An 18,832-nucleotide genomic window follows, 5' to 3' on the forward strand; every position below is an offset into this window, starting at 1 on the left:
CAAGCCGGCGCCGCGGCGATCCTACTCTACGCAAAACCCATTATCAAACCGGCGCAGCCGACCAAGTCAACTGGTGGAAACATGTCCGACCGCCGCGGCAATGGATGGCAAAGGCGTGCGGAGTTCCGAGCGCCGGCAAGCGCGCCGGAAAATACGGGGGCCCTGCAATCAAAAATGAGAGTTGTGTCGCACTCAATTCCGCTGTACCGGCAAAACCGTGCTCCGGCATCGGCCGTTGGGCGGCCGGCATCGTGGTGGCGCGGATCGCAGGCGCTTCCTCCGCCGGCGATCGGTCAAGAGCCGGGTTGGCCGTTGCGGAGACGGGCCGGTGCGCCCGTCGGCTGAAGGCGCAAAGAAGGAGTCGACGCCGTGGGAAACGCCTATGAAATCTATGCCATCCGCTATGCGACCATGTCACCGCGCACACCGCATCAGAATTATCTGCTGCCCGATCCGCACGAGACGACGGCCGCGGACCTCGATTACTTCGTCTGGCTGATCCGCGGCGGCGGGTGCGACATTCTGGTCGATACCGGATTTAACGCCGAGGAGGCGCAAGCGCGCAGCCGCAAGCTTACGCTCAATCCGGTCGATGCCCTGGCCGCGTTCGGAGTCGATGCCTCCGCGATCGAAAACGTGATCGTCACCCATCTGCACTACGACCATGCCGGCAATCTCGACCGCTTTCCCAACGCGCACTTCCATCTGCAGGACCGCGAAATGAGTTTCGCCACCGGCCGCTGCATGTGCCACGGCGCGCTGCGACATCCGTTTTCGGTGGATCACGTGACGCTGATGGTGCGCCATGTATTCAGCGAGCGCGTGACCTTTCATAATGGCGACGGCGAGGTCGCCCCCGGTGTTACGCTGCATCGCGTCGGCGGCCATTCCGACGGGCTGCAGGTGGTGCGCGTCGAAACCGCGCGCGGCCCGGTAGTGCTGGCGTCCGACGCCTCGCATTATTACGGCAACATGCAGCGCAAAATCCCGTTTCCGATCGTCTACAATGTCGGCGACATGATGGAAGGCTGGGAGATCGTCAAGCGCCTTGCCGGCCATCCCGACCGCGCCATTCCCGGCCATGATCCGCAGGTCACGGAAATCTATCCCCGCGCAAGCGACAAGGTGGACGCCTATGCGCTGCATCTGCCGCCGTCGCGCTCGTTTGCCTGACCACGCTGCCGTCATGGCCGGGCTTGACCCGCGTATGATGAGATGTGTGCATCCAGTAGGGCTTGTCCCGGCCATGACGGATAGTCAGTACGCCTCGGTCTCGCTCGCCTGCCTGCTGGTCAGCACCAGATCGAGGCTCTTCTCAATCTTGCCGAGGGCATGCGCAAAATTTTCGCGCTCCTGCGCGGTAAGACAGGACATGATGTCGCGTTCTTTCCGTTTGAGACGCGGGATCAGTTCCTCATACAGCCCGCGCCCCTTGGCCGTCATGCGCAACCGGAATTCGCGGCGGTCGTCCTTATTCTCGACGCGCTCGACCAGTTGCCGCTGCATCAGGGCGGTGACCGCGCGGCTGATCGTCGATTTGTGGGTCCGGGTGCAATGCGCGATGTATTGGGCGCTGCAGGGCTCAAAGCGAAATCCCAGCGTCGCCAGCACGCGCCACTCCGGGATATCCAGCCCGTACCGCTCCTGGTATTCGCCGGATAGCGCGGCGCTGACTTCGGCCGCCAGCCGGTTCAGCCGGAACGGCACGAATTTGAAAAGGTCGAGTTTGGCCAAAACCCGCTCCAATTTGGGTTGACGGCTGAACGCGCGAAGCGTTTAGATCGTTGCATGTGAGACTATCTTAGGCGGTATCAGGTTTCTTGCCCATGGCAAGGTGAGCGCATGACGCAGCAGCCCTCCACCCAATTCGGCTATCGCCGCCATCCCGACCAGGATCGTGCCGGCGCGGCCGAACATCCGCTGGTGGTGGTTGGCGCCGGGCCGGTGGGATTGTCGCTGGCGATCGATCTTGCGCAGCGCGGCCAGCCGGTAGTGCTGCTGGACGACGCCGACCGGATCGGCGAGGGGTCGCGCGCAATCTGCTTCTCCAAGCGTTCGCTGGAATATTGGGACCGGCTTGGCGTGGCCGACCGCATGGTTGAGAAAGGTATAGTGTGGAGCGTCGGCAAGATTTTTCATGGCGCCGATCAGCTCTATCAGTTCAACCTGCTGCCGGAGCAGGGCCACAAGATGCCGGCCTTCATCAATTTGCAGCAGTTCTATGCCGAGGCATACCTGATCGAGCGGTCGGCGCAATTGCCGGAGATCAATCTGCGCTGGCGCAACAGGGTCGCAGCACTCGAACAGCGCAACGATCATGTGGTCCTGACGATCGAAACGCCGGATGGACCGTATCGGCTCGCCGCGCAATACGTCGTGGCGTGCGACGGTGCGCGTTCGTCATTACGGCGGATGGTCGGCGCCGATTTCACGGGACAGGTCTTCGAGGATCAGTTTCTGATCGCCGACGTCAAGATGACGGCGGAATTCCCCACCGAGCGCTGGTTCTGGTTCGATCCGCCCTTTCACGCCGGGCGTTCGGCATTGCTGCACCGGCAGCCCGACGATATCTGGCGAATCGATCTGCAACTTGGTCCGGATGCGGATCCGGCTGTGGAAAAGCTGCCGGAGAACGTGCGGCCCCGGCTCGCGCGGATGCTGGGTCACGACAAATTCGAATTCGTGTGGATATCCCTATACAAATTCCAGTGCCGGCGCATGGACAAATTCATCCATGCCCGCGTGATCTTCGCCGGCGATGCCGCGCACCAGGTGTCGCCGTTCGGCGCCCGCGGCGCCAATTCCGGCCTGGAGGATGCGGAGAACCTGGCGTGGAAGCTCGCGCGCGTGCTGAGGGGCAGTTCGCCGGAGCGCCTGCTGGAAAGCTACCAGGTCGAGCGTAGCGCGGCCGCCGACGAAAACATTCGCGAGTCTACCCGCTCGACCGATTTCATGGCGCCCGCCACGCGTCAGGAAGCGCGGTTGCGGCAGGCGGTGCTGTCGCTTGCCAAGGAAACCGAATTCGGCAAGCGCATGATCAACGGCGGACGGCTGTCGGTGCCTTCGGTCTATGACACGCCGCTCTCGACTCCGGATGGCGACTGCTGGCGCGGCGGCCCGCGCCCGGGCGCCTCGATGCCGGATGCGCCGTTGGCCGCGCGCGACGGCGGCTCGTTTCTGACCGACGCGTTCGTCAAGCGAGGAACGAAGTTTACATTGCTGGAGTTTACCAACGGCGCGGTGACCGGCGTTCCAGAGGACGTCAGCATCATCAGGATAGACAAGGGTGATTTCGGCGATCCGTCGGGACTGCTTGGCGCGCGTTACGATGCCGCGCCGGGTACGGGCTATCTGCTGCGCCCCGACGGTTATGTCGCCGCGCGTTTCCGGCATCCCTCGCGCAGCGCAATCGATGCCGCGCTGGCGCGCGCTACCGCGACCGACGGGGTCTTGTGATGGCGCTGTCCACCAGTTCGAATTTCGCAAAACCCGACGATGCGTTCCGCATGATCGTCGAGGCGCATCGTGGCTTGAGCGGCGAGCAAAGCGCCGATCTCGACGCCGCGCTGGTGCTCGTTCTTGCCAACCATATCGGCGATCTCGACGTGCTTGGCGAAGCGATCGAACTGGCAAAGCGGCGGCTGGTGGCTGGCGGCCAGCAGCAGCAACAGCAACAACAATGACCGTTCGAGATTTTGTGCAGCACATAGGGCGGATTAGCCGGCGGCGTATTCCGCCGCTTGGCGCGTCAGGATCGGCGGATTACGCTTCGCTAATCGGCCCTGCATGCTTCGACATGCCTTGTTGCTCGCAACGACGAGTTGGCTCGACGTTTGAAAAGGGGATGAACTGATGGCCAGAGGTTTCGCATCCACCACCGACATGGCGGAGAAGAAAATCACCTTCTCCGAGATCGGCACCGACCTCTACGCCTTCACCGCCGAGGGCGATCCGAATTCCGCGGTGATTGTCGGCGACGACGGCTGCATCGTGTTCGACGCCCAAGCGACCCCGGCGATGGCGAACAAGGTGATCGAGCGGGTCCGCGCCGTCACCGACAAGCCGATCAAATACGTAGTGCTGTCGCATTACCACGCGGTGCGGGTGCTCGGCGCCTCCGCGTACAGGGCGCAAGGCGTCATCGCCTCGCAGGAAACCTATCGGCTGATCGAGGAGCGTGGCCAGCAGGACTGGGATTCCGAGTTCGGCCGCTTCCCACGACTGTTCCAGGATGCCCAGAGCATTCCAGGCCTGACCTGGCCGACGCTGACGTTCGAAACCGACATGTCGATCTACCTGGGCAAACGCGAGGTGCGCCTGATGTCGCTCGGCGCGGGGCATACGTCCGGCGACATCGTTGCATGGGTGCCGGATGCGGAGGTAATGTTTTCCGGAGACCTGATCGAATATCATTCGGCCTGCTATTGCGGCGATGCGCATTTGCGCGAGTGGCCGACGACGCTGAATGAGATTCGCGCGTTCAACCCCAGGGCGATCGCGCCGGGACGTGGCGACGCCTTGAAGGGCGTGGCAACGGGACGCGACGCTATCGCGATGACGCGCGACTTTGTCGGCACGCTTTACGGGGCCGCCGAGGCATCAGTCGCCAGGGGAAGAAACCTGAAGGAAACCATGGCGGCGACCCGTGACGTGATGGACCCGAAGTTCTCAAGCTTCGCGATCTACGAGCACTGCCTGCCGTTCAATGTCTCGCGCGCGTTCGACGAGGCGTCGGGGATCGACGATCCCGTGATCTGGACCGACAAGCGCGATCTGGAAATGTGGGCCAGCCTGCAAGGCGCATGATCCCGAAAAGCATGCCCTCGTGCGGGAGGTTTTCGGGCAAGATCAGGCGCAAACGGATAGAGGAATGTATCATGAATTACAATGCAGCCCCTGACGTCGTCGCCAAATCGGCAGGCCAAGTCACGCCGGGCTACATGTCCGGTTTCGGCAACTCTTTTGAGACCGAGGCGCTGCCAGGCGCGCTGCCGATGGGGCGCAACTCGCCGCAGCGCTGCGCCTACGGACTGTATGCGGAGCAACTCTCGGGGTCGCCCTTCACCGCGCCGCGCGGCAGCAACGAGCGCTCGTGGCTGTACCGGATCCGGCCGTCGGTGCGCCATTCCGGCCGCTTCGGCAAGGTCGACGCAGGACTGTGGCGCACAGCACCTTGCCAGGAGTACGAACTGCCGATCGCGCAACTGCGCTGGGACCCCACGCCGATCCCGGAGCAGCACATGACCTTCCTGCAGGGCGTGCAGACCATGACCACGGCCGGCGACGCCAATACCCAGGCCGGGATGGCCGCGCATGTCTATCTCATCACCGCGTCGATGGTGGACCAGCATTTCTACAACGCCGATGGCGAGATGATGTTCGTTCCGCAGCAGGGCAATCTGCGCTTCGTGACCGAATTCGGCCGCATCGACGCCGCGCCCGGCGAAATCGTGGTGATTCCGCGCGGCGTCAAATTCCGCGTCGAAATTCCCGCAGGCCCGGCGCGCGGCTACGCTTGCGAAAACTACGGTGGCGCCTTCACGCTGCCGGAGCGCGGCCCGATCGGCGCCAATTGCCTCGCCAACGCGCGCGATTTTCTAACGCCGGTCGCGGCCTATGAAGATAGCGACACGCCGACCGAATTATTCGTGAAGTGGGGCGGGCAATTATGGATGACCAAATTGCCGCATTCGCCGATCGACGTGGTGGCATGGCACGGCAACTACGCGCCCTACAAATATGACCTGCGCGCCTTTTCGCCGGTCGGCGCCATAGGCTTCGACCATCCCGATCCGTCGATCTTCACGGTGCTAACCTCGCCGTCGGAAACCGCCGGCACTGCCAATATCGACTTCGTAATTTTCCCGGAGCGCTGGGCGGTGGCGGAAAACACCTTCCGCCCGCCGTGGTACCACATGAACATCATGTCGGAGTTCATGGGCTTGATCTACGGCGTCTACGACGCCAAGCCGCAGGGATTTGCGCCGGGCGGCATCAGCCTGCACAACATGATGCTGCCGCACGGCCCGGATCGCGAGGCGTTCGACCACGCCAGCAACAACGAATTGAAGCCGGTCAAGCTGACGGGCACCATGGCCTTCATGTTCGAGACACGATATCCGCAACGCGTCACCGAATTCGCGGCGAAGTCGGCGACGCTGCAGGATGACTATGCGGACTGCTGGAACGGGCTGGAGAAGCGGTTCGATCCGAACCGGCCGTGAGAGTCCGCGAGCTATTGCCCCGCCATGGCCAGGCTTGTCCCGGCCATCCACGTCTTGGATGCAAAAAAGACGCGGATGCCCTGCACAAGGCCGTGCATGACGGCGGGTGTTCTAATTGGAGAATCAAGTGTCCCATCCCAACGACCCCACGCTGCGCTCTTTTATCGATATCGATCCGGCATCGAATTTCCCAATCCAGAACCTGCCCTACGGCGTGTTCTCGGCAAAGGACGGGCTGGTCCCGCGCGTCGGTGTGGCGATAGGCGACTACGTGCTCGATCTTTGCGAACTCGATCAGGACGGGCGACTGGACGTCGGCGAACTCGGCGTGTTCGCGGCGCCGAGCTTAAACCGCTTTATGGCGCTGGGGCCGAAGGTGTGGTCGCGCACGCGGGCGCGGATCAGCAAGTTGCTGCGTCACGACAATCCGGATCTGCGCGACAATGATGAGTTGCGAAGGCGTGCCCTGGTGCCGATAAAAGACGCAAAACTCTATCTGCCGATCGCGGTCGCCGGCTATACCGATTTCTATTCGTCGAAGGAGCACGCCACCAATGTCGGCGCCATGTTCCGCGACAGGACCAATCCGCTGCTGCCGAACTGGCTGCATATTCCGATCGGTTACAACGGCCGCGCGTCCACCGTCGTCGTCAGCGGCACGACGGTACGCCGGCCGCGCGGTCAACTGAAGCCCCCGCGTGAAGAACTGCCGAGCTTCGGACCGTGCAAGCGGCTCGACTTCGAACTGGAGATGGGCGTAGTGGTCGGCCAGCCATCGCCGATGGGTGAGATGCTGACCGAACAACAGGCCGAAGAAATGATTTTCGGCTTCGTACTGCTCAACGACTGGAGCGCGCGGGATATCCAGCAGTGGGAATATGTGCCGCTCGGTCCGTTTCAGGCCAAGGCGTTCGCCACCTCCATCAGTCCCTGGATCGTCACCCGCGAAGCGCTGGAGCCGTTCCGCGTCCACGGCCCCGCGCAGGAACCAACGCCGCTGTCCTATCTGCGGCAGGCGGGCGCCAATAATTATGATATAGTGCTCGATGTCGGTCTGCGCACGCCGCGGATGAATGAACCGCAAAATATCTGCCGCACCAATTTCAAATACATGTACTGGTCGTCGGTTCAGCAACTCGTGCATCATGCGTCGAGCGGCTGCGCAATGAATGTCGGCGATTTGTTGGGAAGCGGCACCATCAGCGGGCCGGAAGAGAGTGAGCGCGGCAGCCTCTTGGAAATAAGCTGGAACGGTACTGCGGCGATCGAATTACCGGGCGGCGAGAAGCGCACGTTTCTGGAAGACGGCGACTCGCTGACCATGCGCGGCTGGTGCCAGGGCAACGGTTTTCGCGTGGGATTCGGCGAAGTCGAGGGGACGATTGTGCCGGCGCTGTAGCGCGCCTCCCGGACGCAGCACTTGCGAAGCGGTGCGCTGCTGAGCGGGCGCCTTGGCGAGCGTCGGCGTCTGGTACGGTCCCGGCCCTGGGGCCGTGAACAACGCTGCACCGCGTCGGGGACACGGCTGGCGGCCTTTAAACCTCCTTCAGCCGCCTTGCGGTCTGAACGGCGGGCTATCAACTAAGCAAGTCAGGGAGATCAGCCATGGGTCCATTTCCGCACGACGCGCCGGCCGCCACGATTACGCCGGACAATCCTGTCGGCACCGACGGGTTTGAATTCGTCGAATACGCGCATCCGAAGCCGGAAGAATTGCACGCGCTGTTCGAGCTGATGGGTTATATGCCGGTGGCTCGGCACAAGACCAAGAAGATCACGGCGTATCGCCAGGGCGACATCAATTATCTGATCAACGAACAGCCCGGCACCCACGGTTTCGACTTCGTCGCAAAGCACGGCCCCTGCGCGCCCTCGATGGCATTCCGCGTGGTCGATGCAAAGCAGGCCTATGCGCACGCGCTGTCGCTAGGCGCGGAGCCGGCCGAGCATTCCTCCGCGCAGAAGACGCTCGATGTCCCCGCGATCAAGGGCATCGGCGGCAGCCTGTTGTACTTCGTCGATTGCTATGGCGTGAAGGGCTCGGCTTACGACGCCGAATTCGAGTGGTTGGGCGCGAAAAATCCGCGCCCGGAGGGCGCCGGGCTGTTCTATCTCGATCACCTCACCCACAACGTCCACCGTGGCCGCATGGATGTCTGGACCGGCTTCTACGAAAGACTGTTCAACTTCCGCCAAATCAGGTTCTTTGATATCGAAGGCCGCGCCTCCGGCCTGTTTTCCCGCGCGCTGACCAGCCCCGACGGCAAGATCCGGATTCCGATCAACGAGGACGCCGGCGATTCCGGCCAGATCGAGGAATACCTCAACGTCTATCGCGGCGAGGGCATCCAGCACATCGCCTGCGGCGCAAGGGATATCTATCGTACCGTGGAAAGGTTGCGCGCCGACGGGCTGCCATTCATGCCGCCGCCGCCGGAAACCTATTTCGAGAAGATCGACGCGCGGCTGCCGAAACACGGCGAAGATGTTGCTCGGCTCGCGCGCGACGGCATCCTGATCGACGGCGAAGGCGTCGTCGAAGGCGGCGAAACCAAGGTACTGCTGCAGATTTTCTCGGCCAACGCGATCGGCCCGATTTTCTTTGAGTTCATCCAGCGCAAGGGCGACGACGGTTTCGGCGAAGGCAATTTCAAGGCGCTGTTCGAATCGATCGAGGAGGATCAGATCCGGCGCGGGGTACTGACGCTCGGCGACAAGACCGCGGCGTGACGGGACGCGAAGCTGCCCATGGTCATGAGGCCCGGACTTGTCCCGGCATCCACGTTTTTACTGCGCTGATGAAAGAGAAGACGCGGATGGCCGGGACAAACCGGCCGTGACGAGAAGATCAGCGTCCGCTTCCCCATTCCTTGGCCACTTCGGCTAACTCCGCCGCCACCGTCTTGCGGATCGCCGACGGGGTGCGGGAGAAGCGCGGCGCCGGCGCGGGCTGCACGACGCCGTCAAGATCGACAAAAATCTTCCGTTCCGCCATGTGCGGATGCCTCGGCGCCTCGGATAGCGACAGCACCGGCGCGAAACAGACGTCAGTGCCCTCCATGATCGCGCACCATTCGGCGCGGGTCTTGGCCTTGAATACTTCCGCCATCTTCGCTTTCATCGCCGGCCATTGCTTGGCGTCCATCTGGCCGTCGTAGAACGGGCCGTCGAGTCCGGCGAGCCGGCGCAACTCCGCGTAAAACTGCGGCTCGATCGAGCCCAGCGAGATGAATTCGCCGTCCTTACATTCATAGGTGCCGTAGAAATGCGCGCCGCCGTCCAGCAAATTGGATTCCCGGCCGTCCTGCCAGCGGCCGATTGCAGTCAGTTCGCAGAACAGCGACATCAGCGACGCAGCCCCATCGCACATCGCGGCATCGACGACCTGGCCCTCGCCGGATTTCTGTGCATCGAGCAGCGCCGCCAGAATTCCGACCACCAGATACAACGCGCCGCCGCCGTAATCACCGACCAGGTTGAGCGGTGGCACCGGCCTGTCCCTGGTTCCGATCGCATGCAGTGCGCCGGTCAGCGCGATATAATTGATGTCGTGGCCGGCCGCATTCGCCAGCGGACCGGACTGGCCCCAACCGGTCATGCGCGCATAGACGATACGCTTGTTGCGCGCCAATACCGCGTCGGGTCCGAGACCGAGTCGTTCCATCACGCCGGGGCGATAGCCTTCGATCAGGACGTCGGCGCCTTCGAGCAGCTTTAACACGTCCGCGATGCAGGTCTTGTCTTTCAGATCGCACGCGATCTGCCGGCGGCCGCGCATCATGACGACGCCGCGCAAGCCCTGCTTCTGTTCGCCACGCATCAGCGTCACGACGTCCGCGCCCATATCCGCGAGCATCATCGACGCGAACGGTCCGGGTCCAAGCCCCGCGAATTCGACAATGCGGATGCCGGCGAGCGGGCCGGCCGCACGTTGCTGAGTATTTGAAGACGCGTTCAATGTTTCTTGCAAGTTTTGATATCCGGTTGGGTCATTTGTCATTGCGAGGAGCGCAGCGACAAAGCAATCCAGCTCTCTGCGCGGTACTGGATTGCTTCGCTGGCGCTCGCAATGACGGTGCGCGTGCGATTAGCCGGCCTCGGCGGCGTCGACTGCGCGCTGCGCCATCACCTTGACCAGGTTGGCGCGATAGGCAGCCGAGCCGTGGATGTCCGACAGCAAGCCATCGGGAGAAATCGTGACGTTGTCGAGTGCGGCGGACGAAAAATTAGCTTTCAGCGCCGCCTCGATCGCCGGCACGCGCAGCACGCCGTTCTGCGATGCGCCGGTGGCGGCGACACGAACGTCGCCCGATCTGCTTTTGGCGACGAACACGCCCGTCAGCGCGAAGCGGGACGCGGGATGCCGCATCTTCGAATAACCCGCCCTGGACGGCACCGGGAACGAAATCGAAGTGATAATCTCGCCGTCTTCCAGCAAGGTCGCAAACAGGCCTGTGAAAAAATCATCTGCAGCGATCGCGCGTTTGTTGGTGTTGACCGTGGCGTTCAGCGCCAGCACGGCGGCCGGATAATCCGCCGCCGGATCGTTGTTGGCGATGGAGCCGCCGATGGTGCCGCGGTAGCGCACCGCCGGGTCGCCGAGCACCGATGTCAAATAGACAAGCGCCGGAATGCTGTTCTTCACGTCCGCGCTGCTCATGATGTCGAAATAGGTCGTCGCGGCCTTGATGGTAAGCGCATCGCCCGATGACTGGATGCCGACCAGGTCCTTGATCTTCGCAAGATCGATCACGTCGGTCGGCGAGGCGAGCCGGGCCTTCATTACCGGCAATAGCGTGTGGCCGCCGGCGAGATATTTCGGATCCGAGCCCTTGGCGAACAGCGCCGCGGCTTCATCGACGCTTGCAGGGCGGTGATAGGTTGTCTGGTGCATGGTCGAACTCCCTGTAATCTTTCCCCCGTCCTTCCGACATGCGCGCTTTTGCGTGCAGACCCGGAATCAGGCGTTTGGCGGTACTCTATATACCGGGTACGCGCGTTGCGCCCCGGGAGGACGAGTTACCCATGGATCGCGTGCCAGACACGATCCGGAGACGCAGGCATTCCGAGATTATTGTTGCCGATCGCGTCCGTGATGGCGTTGATGACGGCGGCGGATGCGCCGATCGCGCCGGCCTCGCCGCAACCCTTGACGCCGAGCGGATTGCTTGGACACAGCGTCATGGTGTGGGAGACGTTGAACGAGGGCAGATCCTCCGCACGCGGCATGGCGTAGTCCATGAAACTCGCCGTCAGCAACTGACCGCTTGAGTCGTACACGGCGTTTTCCAGCAGCGCTTGGCCGATGCCCTGGGCGAGGCCGCCATGAACCTGACCCTCCACGATCATCGGATTGATCAGCCGTCCGAAATCGTCGGCTGCGACGAAATTCACGAACGAGGTCTTGCCGGTGCCGCTGTCGACCTCGACCTCGCAGATATACGACCCCGCCGGGAAGGTGAAATTGGTCGGGTCGTAGAACGCAGTTTCCTTAAGGCCCGGCTCCATGCCGTCGGGCAGGTTATGCGCGGTGTAGGCAGCAAGCGCCACCATCGGCAGCGCAATCGATTTGTCGGTGCCGGTGACTTTGAATTCGCCATTCTCGATCACGATGTCGTCCTCGGACGCCTCCAGTTGATGCGCCGCGATCTTCTTGGCCTTGGCTTCCATCTTCTCCATCGCCTTGACGATGGCGGAGAGTCCGACCGCCGCCGAGCGCGAACCGTAAGTGCCCATGCCGAACTGCACCTTGTCGGTGTCGCCGTGGACGATCGACACTTGGCTGATCGGAATGCCCAGCCGTTCCGAAATCACCTGCGCGAAGGTTGTCTCGTGGCCTTGGCCGTGGCTGTGCGAACCGGTGAGGATTTCAATGGTGCCGACAGGATTGACCCGCACCTCGGCCGATTCCCACAGGCCGACGCCGGCGCCGAGGCTGCCGACCGCTTTCGACGGCGCGATGCCGCAAGCTTCGATGTAGCACGACAGGCCGATGCCGCGCAGCTTGCCTTCGCTCTTGGCTTTTGCCTTGCGCGCGGCGAAGCCCGCGTAGTCGATCGCCTTCATCGCCGCATCCAGCGAGGCGTTAAAGTCGCCGGCGTCATAGGCCATGATCACCGGGGTCTGGTGCGGGAACGCGGTAATAAAATTCTTGCGCCGCAACTCGGCCGGATCGACCTTGAACTGGCGTGCCGCGGTTTCCAAGAGCCGCTCCACGACAAAACTCGCTTCGGGCCGGCCCGCGCCGCGGTAGGCATCGACCGGTGTCGTATTGGTATAGACGCTGATCACCTCGGCGAAGATGTTGGGGATGTTGTACTGGCCCGACAACAGCGTGGCGTAGAGATAGGTCGGCACCGAGGACGAGAACAGCGACATGTAGCCGCCGAGATTGGCGTAGGTTTTCACCCGCAACGCCGTGATCTTGTTGTCCTTGTCGAACGCCATCTCGGCCTTGGTCTCATGATCGCGGCCGTGCGCATCGGTGAGAAAGGCTTCGGTGCGGTCAGAGGTCCATTTCACCGGGCGGCCAGTTTTCTTCGAGGCCCACAGCGCCACCATTTCTTCCGGATAGATGAAAATCTTCGAGCCGAAACCGCCGCCGACGTCCGGCGCGATTACCCGAAGCTTGTGTTCCTGGGCGATGTTGTAGAACGCCGACAGCACCAGGCGTGCCACATGCGGATTCTGCGAGGTTGTATACAACGTGAAATGTTCTTCCGCGGAGTCGTAGTCGGCAATCGCAGCTCTCGGCTCCATCGCATTCGGTACCAGCCGATTGTTGGTGATGTCGAGCGACACAACATTAGCCGCGGCCTTGAAGGCGACATCCGTTGCCGCCTCGTCGCCAATGGTCCAGTCGTAGATCACATTGCCCGGGGCCTCGGGATGAAGTTGCGGGGCCCCCGTCGCGATCGCCGCCTTGATGTCGGCCGCGGCGGGAAGCTCGTCATAGTCGACCACGACGGCTTCGGCGGCGTCGCGCGCCTGGTTGCGGGTTTCGGCAATGACCACGGCGACCGCCTGGCCTACGAAGCGCACGGTGTCCGGGGCCATCGCAGGCCACGCCCCCATCTTCATCGGCGAGCCATCCTTGGAATGGATCATCCACCCGCAGATCAGATTGCCGATCTTGTCGTCGACGATCTGCTGCCCGGTCAGCACATCGACTACGCCCGGCTTGTTCTTCGCATCGCTCACATCGATGCTTTTGATCCTGGCATGGGCGTGGGGACTGCGTACGAATGCGGCGTAGGTCATGCCGTGCAGACGAATGTCGTCGACGTAACGGCCCTTGCCGGTGATGAAGCGCTTGTCTTCCTTGCGCACTACGCGAGCGCCGACGCCTTCGATACCCATATTTGGTCTCCCTACCGGAGCGTTGTCCGCCATTTCCATCGCATGGCGTGAATGGAATGATTTGATGAGTTACTCGGCCGCCTGCGGCACCTTCATGCGGCTCGCGGCGTCGAGCACCGCCTTGACGATATTGTGATAGCCGGTGCAGCGGCAGATGTTGCCTTCGAGCTCCTGACGCACCGTTGCCTCGTCAAGGTCGGAGCCGTAGCGTGCAACCATGTCAATCGACGTCATGATCATGCCCGGCGTGCAATAACCGCATTGCAGTCCGTGGTTGTCCCGGAACGCGGCCTGCATCGGATGCAGCTCGTCGCCCTTGGCGATGCCTTCGATGGTGGTGACGTTGGCTCCGTCGGCCTGTCCGACCATTACCGTACAAGATTTCACGGCGGCCCCGTCGACGTGCACGACACAAGCGCCGCATTGGCTGGTATCGCAACCGATATGAGTACCGGTCAGGCCCAGATGATCGCGCAAGAGATGGACAAGAAGCGTCCGGTCCTCGACATCGGCCGAAACTGCCTTGCCGTTTACCGTCAATTTGACTGTCGACACCCTAAACCTCCCGCTGCCTTTTAATTATTCCAATTAGAGGCATGGCGAGATGACTTTGCAACACCGATTTTTCGTCCAGGGGAGCGCGGCCTCCGGGCCGGGCCTCGTGAAGGCGGGACCCACGCCGCTTTGGCTTTGGGCAGGACGGCAGAAGGCGGCATGAAGGCTTGGCGCCGGCTTCGGGTACCATCATCCCGCTTGATCGGTGACCACGTATGCAGATCGGCGAGTCGTTATTGCACTGCAGCCCACTCTGAAGACGATCCTGCTCACGCGATCCCCAAATCGCCGCCGCGGGGAACCTCTCGCTGCGATGAGCGTTGATATTATATGATCCCAGAGCTGTTGCTTCTGCGAACCCTGGAACTCAATGTTCCGGGCGGTTCTTGTTTGGCCAGGTTCGGTGAGCTTGTTGTAGATGAATTCCGATACCCGCAGTGCGCCGTCGGCCTCGAACGAGCGTCAAATCCAGCCCGGCAAGCCAGACAGCGGCCGCGTCATCGAAACCGACATTCCCTCGCGACTGGACAGCCTGCGCTGGAGCACTTTTCATACCCGGGTGGTAACAGCGCTTGGCATTACCTGGATACTGGACGGGTTGGAGGTTACGCTGGCTGGTGCTTTGTCAGGAGCATTGAAGGAAAGCCCGGCGCTTCGGTTCACTAATTTCGATATCGGCTTTGCCAACAGCGCTTATCTCGCCGGCGCCGTGCTCGGCGCGCTTGGGTTCGGCTGGCTCACCGACCGGATCGGACGCAAGAAACTGTTCTTTATCACGCTGGCGCTTTATCTCACGGCGACGGCGGCGACCGCATTATCTTGGAGCGTCGCGAGTTATGCGCTGTTTCGATTCCTGACCGGCGCCGGCATCGGCGGCGAGTATACCGCGATCAATTCGACGATCCAGGAACTGGTGCCGGCGCGCTATCGCGGATGGACCGACCTTGTGATCAACGGCAGCTTCTGGATCGGCGCGGCAATGGGAGCGGTCAGCGCGATCGTGCTGCTCGATCCTGATGTGATCGGGCCTGATCTCGGCTGGCGGCTGGCGTATTTGACCGGCGCCTGTCTCGGGCTGGTGGTATTCGTGATGCGGCTGTGGATTCCCGAAAGTCCACGCTGGCTGATGATTCACGGTCAGCCGGACCTTGCAAACAAGATCGTCGCCGACATAGAGCGATCGGTAACAGGCATGGAGCAGGGCCAACGGGGAGGGCCGAAAATAAAATTGAAGATGCGCAGTCATACGCCGCTCGGCGAGATTGTTCACACGCTGTTTCACGTCTACCGCCAGCGCTCAATGGTCGGTCTGGCACTGATGACCGCGCAGGCGTTTTTCTACAACGCGATATTCTTTACCTACGCGCTGGTGTTGACCGATTTCTTTGGCATCGCTTCAAATCAGGTCGGCTGGTATCTCTTGCCGTTCGCCGCTGGTAATTTTCTGGGCCCGCTGCTGCTCGGCCGGCTGTTCGATACTCTGGGACGCCGAACCATGATTACGCTCACCTATGGCGTTTCCGGCGTTTTGCTGGCCCTGTCGGGTTATCTGTTCTCGATCGGCGTGCTGAGTGCGCAAACCCAGACCATCGCCTGGATGGTGATTTTCTTTTTTGCCTCGCCGGCCGCGAGTGCCGCTTACCTCACGGTCAGCGAGACGTTTCCGCTGGAAGTCCGCGCGCTGGCCATCGCCCTGTTCTATGCCGTCGGGACCGGGATCGGCGGCGTCGCCGGCCCGGCCCTGCTGGGCGCGCTGATCGATACCGGGTCGCGGAATAGCGTTTTCGCCGGCTATCTCCTCGGAGCGGGACTGATGGTGGGGGCGGCGGCAATTGCGTGGCGTTATTGTATCGCCGCGGAGCGTCAGCCGCTGGAATCGGTTGCAAGGCCGCTTGCCGTTGTGGAGTAAGATGAGATGACACAGGATGTGATGGATATGCCGCCGCAGGAACTAGACGAAGAGGTGCCGGAATCCGTTCCGGTCCCCAGAGCGTTGATACCCCATCTGGGGGAATGCGCGCTGTTACTCGATATCGATGGCACCTTGCTTGATCTCGCGCCCACGCCCCGTGAAGTCTGGGTGCCGCCGGGCCTGGCGAAAACGCTCGACCGCCTGCTGGCGCGGACCTCGGGCGCCCTGGCGCTGGTCAGCGGGCGTTCGCTCAACGACATCGACCTGATATTCGCACCTGCTGAATTTCCGGCGGTCGGCGGCCATGGCGCGGAAATGCGGCTCTCGATCGATAACGAAGCCGTCGCCAGTCATGCCCCTCCCATGGACAAGGAATTGAAGAAGCGTCTGGCTGCCATCGCCCAGCTCAGCCCCGGTATCCTGCTCGAAGACAAGGGCTATTCCCTCGCGCTTCACTATCGGCTGGCGCCGCACGCAGAAAAGGCCATCTATGCAGCGGTTTCCCTGATCAGGGCCGATTTGCCGACTGCGCCAATCGAAGTGCTGCCCGGGAAATGCGTTTGCGAGATCAAGCATTCCGGTTTTAACAAGGCGAGCGGGGTGCTCGAATTAATGACCCATGCGCCGTTCAAAGGGCGCCGCCCGGTCTTCATTGGAGACGATGTTACCGACGAAACCGTATTCGCCATTATGCCGGATCTGGGCGGGTTGGCGTTTTCCGTCGGCAGGCGCGCACATGGCGTGGCCGGACATTTCGATGAGCCGCGCGATGTTCGGGAGTGGCTCGCGCATCTGCTGGACGACGAAAAGTCGTTGACCGAATTGCGGCCGCCGGACGCCTTCGAATAATAAAACGGCTGCGTTTGCTTAAATTGCAGGCGTCTGTTGGCTTGGGCGCGATTTGTCTTGTCATCCTGCCATCAGGCGGTCGTCATTCCCCGGTCAGGACGCATCCCCGCCGGCAGCCTAAAAATGTGGCGACGTTCTTGCATATCAGAGTTCGCGGGCTATTTGCGTAGCCGAGTTCGTGATTGATCAAGTTTGGGCTCAATGCGGTCGAAACGTGACCAGGAACCATATTGATGAACGGCTGTTTATAAGCTGGGTTGCATTCGAAAGAGCACTCTGTGAACCTCGTCGTCGTTTCAAATCGTGTGGCGCGCGCAAAGGCCAACGAACCCATGACGGGGGGCCTGGCGGCGGCATTATTGCCGGTGGTGGAGAATTCCGGCGCAATTTGGGTGGGCTCTAGCGGCAGGGTGCGGGACGCAACCCACAAGGGGCCGTTTGCCGAGATCGAATCGCTCGGAGAAGGCGCGCTGGCAATGATCGATTTGCCGGCCGCGCATTATGGTGGATATTACGAGGGTTTTGCCAATTCTGCGCTGTGGCCCGCGCTGCACTCCCGCACCGACCTGATCCGGGTTTCCCAGGAGGACTATCAGTCCTATCGCGAGGTCAACGCCTTCATGGCGCGGGCCCTGATGCGCTTCCGCAGAAAGGACACGGCATTCTGGATTCAGGACTATCACTTTCTCGCGCTTGGCGCCGAAATGCGCAAACTCGGGGTGACCGAACCACTCGGGTTCTTCCTGCATACGCCCTGGCCGGCTCATGCAATCATCGGGGGCATCCCCAATCATCGTGAATTGATCGAGGCGATGCTGGCCTATGATCTGATCGGCTTTCAGACCGAAGAAGATTGCGAGAATTTCCAAGGCTATCTTGTGTCGGACCTGGGCCTGACCGTCACGGACGGCGTCGTAAGATCGCGCTACGGCACGTCACGTATAGCGGTTTTTCCGATCGGAATAGACCCGGAGAAATTTGCGCAGCACGCAGCAAAGGCCTCTTCCCACCCCGACGTTTCGCGTTTGCGCCGCAGTTTGAACGGCGAGAAACTGGCGATCGGGGTCGACCGGCTGGATTATTCCAAAGGTCTGATTAACCGGATCAATGCGTTCGATCGCATGTTGGCCCTGCAGCCTTCCTTGAGCCGTTCGGTGTCGATGCTGCAGATCGCGACGCCTTCACGCGGCGCCATCGAAGCTTACGGCAATCTGCAAAGCGAACTCGCCAAGCTGATCAGCGATGTGAACGGCAGGCATGGCGAAGTGGACTGGACTCCGATCCGCTATCTCAACAAGGGTTTTAGCCAGACCGTGCTGGCCGGCCTCTATCGTACCGCGCAGGTCGGTGTGGTGACGCCGTTGCAGGACGGCATGAATCTGGTCGCCAAGGAATATGTCGCAGCCCAAAATCCCGCCGACCCTGGGGTGCTGGTGCTGTCGAAATTTGCAGGCGCGGCGAACGAACTTGATACGGCGCTGTTGGTGAACCCGCACGATATCGACGGCATGGCGCGTACGATGGCCATGGCGCTGTCGATGCCGTTGACCGAGCGCCGCATGCGCTGGGAAGCGATGATGACGAAGCTTCGCGGCAACACGATTCGGCAGTGGTTCGCCAGTTTTGTCTATACCCTGCAGGACGAAGTTATGGGCAAGGGCGGCGCTGCCGACCCCACGGGAGCGGATCCGCAAACGCTGTGGCAACTCCGCTCAGCCGGCACCAGCGCGCGAATTCACTAGGCCATAATAAACGATACGCTGCTCTGTGGCGCGGTTGGTTTGTCGGTGGGACGGGCAGCGTGACCCTGCCATTCGCGCGCCGCCGGCCTGGGAATACGCCAAAATACTGAAAATGTTCAAATGGTTGCGGAAATAGACGCAGTCGTGACCGCGGTCTCTTGCAAAAGTCGCCATGCCGCTCCAAGAGAAGG

General features: G+C 61.8%; 15 protein-coding genes. 10 read left to right on the forward strand and 5 right to left on the reverse strand.

All coding sequences use genetic code 11. The annotated features are described in order from the left end of the window. Positions 1–369: 369 nt before the first annotated feature. Positions 370–1,173: an N-acyl homoserine lactonase family protein gene (locus ACFE72_RS05610; RefSeq protein WP_375412078.1), complete on the forward strand. Its 804-nt coding sequence runs from the start codon at positions 370–372 to the stop codon at positions 1,171–1,173. An 84-nt stretch (positions 1,174–1,257) separates the two neighbouring features. Here ACFE72_RS05610 and ACFE72_RS05615 read toward each other — a convergent pair whose 3' ends face one another. After that, positions 1,258–1,734: a MarR family winged helix-turn-helix transcriptional regulator gene (locus ACFE72_RS05615; RefSeq protein WP_375412079.1), complete on the reverse strand. Its 477-nt coding sequence runs from the start codon at positions 1,732–1,734 to the stop codon at positions 1,258–1,260. A 108-nt stretch (positions 1,735–1,842) separates the two neighbouring features. Here ACFE72_RS05615 and ACFE72_RS05620 point away from each other — a divergent pair, with 108 nt between their 5' ends. The 6 genes from ACFE72_RS05620 to hppD all read left to right on the forward strand — a co-directional run bounded on the left by ACFE72_RS05620 (position 1,843) and on the right by hppD (position 8,954). Further along, the gene (locus ACFE72_RS05620; protein ID WP_375412080.1) at positions 1,843–3,456 is read left to right on the forward strand and encodes an FAD-dependent oxidoreductase; all 1,614 of its coding nucleotides are present in this window, start codon (positions 1,843–1,845) and stop codon (positions 3,454–3,456) included. Beyond that, complete coding sequence (locus ACFE72_RS05625) at positions 3,456–3,683, forward strand: DUF2783 domain-containing protein (protein WP_375412081.1); 228 nt, start codon at positions 3,456–3,458, stop codon at positions 3,681–3,683. The genes ACFE72_RS05620 and ACFE72_RS05625 overlap by 1 nt, the downstream gene beginning before the upstream one ends. Positions 3,684–3,852: 169 nt before the next feature. Further along, positions 3,853–4,806 (forward strand): MBL fold metallo-hydrolase, encoded by a 954-nt coding sequence (locus ACFE72_RS05630; protein WP_375412082.1) that lies wholly within the window; start codon positions 3,853–3,855, stop codon positions 4,804–4,806. Positions 4,807–4,877: 71 nt separating this feature from the next. Then, complete coding sequence (hmgA, locus tag ACFE72_RS05635; RefSeq protein ID WP_375412083.1) at positions 4,878–6,224, forward strand: homogentisate 1,2-dioxygenase; 1,347 nt, start codon at positions 4,878–4,880, stop codon at positions 6,222–6,224. Between the two features lie 127 nt (positions 6,225–6,351). Beyond that, positions 6,352–7,623 (forward strand): fumarylacetoacetase, encoded by a 1,272-nt coding sequence (fahA, locus tag ACFE72_RS05640; protein ID WP_375412084.1) that lies wholly within the window; start codon positions 6,352–6,354, stop codon positions 7,621–7,623. Between the two features lie 206 nt (positions 7,624–7,829). Then, on the forward strand, positions 7,830–8,954 hold the full coding sequence (gene hppD, locus ACFE72_RS05645; RefSeq protein ID WP_375412085.1) for a 4-hydroxyphenylpyruvate dioxygenase: 1,125 nt from the start codon (positions 7,830–7,832) through the stop codon (positions 8,952–8,954). Positions 8,955–9,072: 118 nt separating this feature from the next. Here hppD and ACFE72_RS05650 read toward each other — a convergent pair whose 3' ends face one another. From ACFE72_RS05650 to ACFE72_RS05665, 4 genes are all read right to left on the reverse strand, one after another. Beyond that, positions 9,073–10,224, reverse strand: coding sequence for a CaiB/BaiF CoA transferase family protein (locus tag ACFE72_RS05650; RefSeq protein ID WP_375412086.1), 1,152 nt, complete (start codon positions 10,222–10,224; stop codon positions 9,073–9,075). An 87-nt stretch (positions 10,225–10,311) separates the two neighbouring features. Further along, positions 10,312–11,118, reverse strand: a complete 807-nt coding sequence (locus ACFE72_RS05655; RefSeq protein ID WP_375412087.1) for an FAD binding domain-containing protein — start codon at positions 11,116–11,118, stop codon at positions 10,312–10,314. Positions 11,119–11,243: 125 nt separating this feature from the next. Beyond that, the gene (locus ACFE72_RS05660) at positions 11,244–13,583 is read right to left on the reverse strand and encodes a xanthine dehydrogenase family protein molybdopterin-binding subunit (protein ID WP_375412088.1); all 2,340 of its coding nucleotides are present in this window, start codon (positions 13,581–13,583) and stop codon (positions 11,244–11,246) included. Between the two features lie 69 nt (positions 13,584–13,652). Continuing rightward, a complete protein-coding gene (locus tag ACFE72_RS05665; RefSeq protein WP_375412089.1) occupies positions 13,653–14,138 on the reverse strand; it encodes a (2Fe-2S)-binding protein in 486 nt (161 codons plus the stop codon). A 418-nt stretch (positions 14,139–14,556) separates the two neighbouring features. Between ACFE72_RS05665 and ACFE72_RS05670 the strand changes: the two genes are divergently transcribed. The 3 genes from ACFE72_RS05670 (at position 14,557) to ACFE72_RS05680 (ending at position 18,641) form a co-directional block, all read left to right on the forward strand. Then, entirely contained in the window at positions 14,557–16,047 is a 1,491-nt protein-coding gene (locus ACFE72_RS05670) for an MFS transporter (protein ID WP_375412090.1), read from the forward strand. 6 nt (positions 16,048–16,053) lie between these two features. Continuing rightward, positions 16,054–16,899, forward strand: coding sequence for a trehalose-phosphatase (otsB, locus tag ACFE72_RS05675; RefSeq protein WP_375412091.1), 846 nt, complete (start codon positions 16,054–16,056; stop codon positions 16,897–16,899). 278 nt (positions 16,900–17,177) lie between these two features. Continuing rightward, positions 17,178–18,641, forward strand: a complete 1,464-nt coding sequence (locus ACFE72_RS05680; RefSeq protein WP_375412092.1) for a trehalose-6-phosphate synthase — start codon at positions 17,178–17,180, stop codon at positions 18,639–18,641. Positions 18,642–18,832 lie beyond the last annotated feature (191 nt).

The organism is uncultured Bradyrhizobium sp. (assembly GCF_964252615.1).
Classification (GTDB): domain Bacteria; phylum Pseudomonadota; class Alphaproteobacteria; order Rhizobiales; family Xanthobacteraceae; genus Bradyrhizobium.